Annotated in this window: 3 protein-coding genes; 1 reads left to right on the top strand and 2 read right to left on the bottom strand. The window is 63.3% G+C overall.

The genetic code is table 11. From position 1 onward, the window contains the following. Together WBH99_RS00325 and aceE are read right to left on the bottom strand one after the other, a co-directional pair. Positions 1 to 634: biotin/lipoyl-containing protein (locus tag WBH99_RS00325; protein WP_424218105.1), on the bottom strand; the 634-nt coding region annotated here is incomplete at its 3' end. 13 nt (positions 635 to 647) lie between these two features. After that, positions 648 to 3,329 carry a pyruvate dehydrogenase (acetyl-transferring), homodimeric type gene (gene aceE / locus WBH99_RS00320; RefSeq protein ID WP_424218104.1) on the bottom strand — a complete coding sequence of 894 codons (2,682 nt, stop codon included), beginning with the start codon at positions 3,327 to 3,329 and terminating at the stop codon, positions 648 to 650. A gap of 558 nt (positions 3,330 to 3,887) precedes the next feature. Here aceE and WBH99_RS00315 point away from each other — a divergent pair. Further along, positions 3,888 to 4,083, top strand: a 196-nt coding sequence (locus WBH99_RS00315; protein WP_424218103.1) for a hypothetical protein, incomplete at its 3' end; no start/stop codon positions are given.

Genomic DNA, 4,083 nt, shown 5'->3' with positions numbered 1-4,083 from the left:
CACTCGCCGGCACCCCAGTCGAGGCAGCGCCTTCCAGCACCACGATCACGGTGCCTTCGGCAACCTTGTCGCCCAGCTTGACCTTCACTTCCTTGACCACTCCGGCGGCAGAGGACGGCACGTCCATGGTGGCCTTGTCGGATTCCAGAGTCACCAGGGCGTCATCCACCTTCACGGTATCCCCCGGCTTGACGAAGATTTCGATCACCGGCACCTCGGAGAAGTCGCCGATGTCCGGCACCTTCACCTCGATCAGACCCGCGGTGGCAGGAGTGGCTGGGGCAGCTGGGGCGGCAGCCGGGACAGGAACAGGAACAGGGACAGGAACAAGGGCAGCAGCAGCCGGAGCCGCTGCCGGGGCGCTGGCGGGCGCCGCCGCGGCGGCAGCAGCACCCGCGGCTTCCACCTTGATCAGCACCGTGCCTTCGGAGACCTTGTCGCCCAGCTTGACCCGCACTTCCTTCACCACCCCGGCAACCGTCGAGGGCACGTCCATGGTGGCCTTGTCGGATTCCAGGGTGCAGATGGCGTCATCCACCTTGATGCTGTCGCCCTCTTTCACGAACAGGTCGATCACGGGCACCGCATCGAAATCACCGATGTCCGGCACTTTCACTTCAATCAGTTGGCTCATGGTCGTCTCTCCCTCAAACCGTCATGGGGTTGGGCTTGTTCACATCCAGGCCGTAGCGGGCAATGGCTTCGGCCACCTTCTCCCGGGCAATGACGCCATCGTCGGCCAGGGCCTTGAGGGCAGCCACGGTGACCCAGTGGCGGTCCACCTCGAAGAAGTGGCGCAGCTTCTCCCGGGTGTCGGAGCGGCCGAAGCCGTCGGTACCCAGGGTGACGTAGCGGCGGTGGATGAAGGGACGGATCTGCTCGGCATAAAGACGGATGTAGTCGGTGGCGGCAATCACCGGGCCACGAGTGTCATTGAGGCAATTTTCCACATGGGAGAGGCGCGGCTTGTCGAGCGGATGGAGCAGGTTCCAGCGGCTGGCGTCCTGACCGTCGCGGGCCAGTTCGTTGAAGCCGGGGCAGCCCCACAGGTCGGCTTCCACGCCCCAGTCGTTCCTGAGCAGTTCGGCGGCGGTGATGACTTCGCGGAAGATGGTGCCGGAACCGAGGAGCTGCACGCGCGGAGCATCGGAAGCCAGGCCCTTCTTGAACTGGTACATGCCCTTGATGATGTCGGCTTCGGCCCCGACCGGCATTTCCGGATGCTCGTAGTTCTCGTTCATTACCGTCAGGTAGTAATAAACGTCTTCCTGCTCCTGGTTCATGCGGCGCAGGCCGTCCTGGACGATCACCGCCACTTCATACTGGAAGGTGGGGTCGTAGCTGACGCAGTTGGGAATCAGGTGGGCCAGGATGAGGCTGTGGCCGTCCTCATGCTGCAAGCCTTCGCCGTTCAGGGTGGTGCGGCCGGCGGTGCCGCCGATCAAAAAGCCGCGGGCGCGCTGGTCACCCGCCGCCCAGGCGAGGTCGAGGGTGCGCTGCAGGCCGAACATGGAATAGCAGATGTAAAAGGGAATCATCTGCACGTTATGCACCGAGTAGGCAGTGGCGGCGGCGATCCAGTCGCTCATGGCGCCCGCTTCGTTGATGCCTTCCTGGAGCACCTGGCCGGTCTTGGATTCCTTGTAGAACATCAGCTGGTCATGGTCTTCCGGCACGTATTTCTGGCCTTCCTGGTTCCAGATGCCGTACTGGCGGAACATGCCTTCCATACCGAAGGTGCGCGATTCGTCCGGGACGATGGGCACCACATGCTTGCCGATCGCCTTGTCCTTCAGGAGCATGTTCATGATGCGCACGATGGCCATGGTGGTCGACAGCTCACGGCCGGCGCCGGAAGCCTTCAGCAGGGCCTCGAAAGCAGACAACGGCGGCACCGCCAGGGGCTCGGCCCGGCGCCGGCGCTGGGGCAGGAACCCCCCCAGGGCGACGCGGCGCGCCATCATGTACTGGTATTCGGCGGAATCTTCCGGAAATTTCAGGTAGGGCAGCTTTTCCAGCTGGTCGTCGGGCACCGGCAGGTGGAAGCGGTCGCGGAAACCCTTGATGGAATCCAGGTCCATCTTCTTCTGCTGGTGGCTGGTATTCATGGCCTCGCCGGACTGGCCCATGCCGAAGCCCTTGATGGTCTTGGCCAGGATCAGGGTGGGCTGGCCCTGGTGGTTCACGGCAGCGTTGTAGGCGGCGAAAATCTTGAAGATGTCGTGGCCGCCCCGGTTCAGTTGCCAGATTTCGTCATCGGTCCAGTCCGCGACCAGCTCGCGCAGTTCCGGGGTGTTGAAAAAGTGTTCGCGCACATAGGCGCCGTTCTTGGCCTTGAAGGTCTGGTACTCGCCGTCGCACAGTTCCATCATGCGCTTTTTGAGGATGCCCTTCTTGTCCCGCGCAAACAGGGCGTCCCAATGGGTGCCCCAGATCAGCTTGATGACGTTCCAGCCGGAACCGCGGAATTCCGCTTCGAGCTCCTGGATGATCTTGCCGTTGCCGCGCACCGGGCCATCGAGGCGCTGCAGGTTGCAGTTGATGACGAAGATCAGGTTGTCGAGCTTCTCCCGGCCGGCCATGCCGATGGCGCCGAGGGATTCGACCTCGTCGGTCTCGCCATCGCCCAGGAAGGCCCAGACCTTGCGCTGGCTTGCATCGGCGGCATCGATCAGGTCGCGGCTCGCCAGGTACTTCATGAAGCGGGCCTGGTAGATGGCCTGGATGGGCCCGAGGCCCATGGAGACGGTGGGAAACTGCCAGAAATCCGGCATCAGCCAGGGGTGGGGGTAGGAAGAGATGCCCTTGCCGCCGGTTTCCTGGCGGAAGTGGTCCATCTGTTCCTCGGTCAGGCGGCCGAGCATGAAGGCCCGGGCATAGACGCCCGGCACCGAGTGGCCCTGGAAAAAGACCAGGTCGCCGCCGGACTGGGCGGAAGGCGCCTTCCAGAAATGGGAAAAGCCCACGTCGTAGAGGGTGGCAGCGGAAGCAAAGGAGGCGATGTGGCCGCCCACGTTGGTGTGCTTGTTGGCACGCACCACCATCGCCATGGCATTCCAGCGGATGTGGGAATGGAGCTTGATCTCCATGTCCGGATCGCCCGGGTACCTGGGCTGCTGTTCGGGGGGGATGGTGTTGATGTATTCGGTGTTGGCGCTGTAGGGAATCTCGGCGCCCTTTTCGCGGGCCTCGGCAATCACGGCCTCGATCAGGTAGTGGGCCCGGTCGGCGCCCTCCTTCTCGATCACGGCTTCGAGGGCATCCACCCACTCCTGGGTTTCCTGGGGATCTTTGTCCTCGAGATTGGGAATGATGGGCAGTTGTGCCATGGTTTTGTCTCCTTCCACTGCGGTCTTGGCCGCGCAGGTTTGTAGGTGGCGGCCGGTTGGTCTTCGTTGCCAGCCTGTTGAGCCGCAACGCCTAGTTTGATACCCAGCCCTCCCGGCGCGTGACATGACCGAGATTCCGCATTACGAAACAGGCTTTTGTATAACGGGATAATATACTCTGCCCTTTCGGGCAAATCCAGCCCCCTGGCTCGGCAGATCCCTGCTTTCCCGAGCTTCCGCGCCGGGATCGGATGGCCTCGCAGGGCAGCTGGAAAGCCCCGCCACGCGGACGATCCGGTAGCGTCAAGATTGCCGGGAGCCACTCCTGCCGGGAGCCGCAAGAAGACGGGGCGCATGGAAAGACGGGGCGTCCGGGAACTTTGGCACAGACGCTACTTCCGTTCAAGCTCGAAGCGGCGGAAAGAATGGCTGACGGCGAATGCGGGGCTGGGGTCGCCCGGCGAATTTGGGGCGGACGGGGTGGGCGCGGAGGGGACTTTCGCGGTGGCTGGCCCCGGTGGCTGGCCCCGGAAATGCCCCGGAAGAGGCCGATAGCTGATGAGCTGCCGCCATCAGAGCTGCCGCCATCAGCAAGCCGGGCCGCAGGCGAGGCCAGGCAAAGTTCGAGCGCGGAATCCGGGTTTCCCGAACCGTTTCGGCTCCGGCGGCGAATCTGATAAAATCCTTGCCCTTCAAAGGGAAAGGGACCGCCTTTCCCGTTTTTTTGCGGATGCGACGATGACGGCTCAAATTC

Origin of the sequence: Azovibrio sp. (assembly GCF_049658005.1) — a bacterium.
Lineage (GTDB): Bacteria > Pseudomonadota > Gammaproteobacteria > Burkholderiales > Rhodocyclaceae > Azovibrio.
This window is presented reverse-complemented; position numbering and strand designations above follow the sequence as displayed.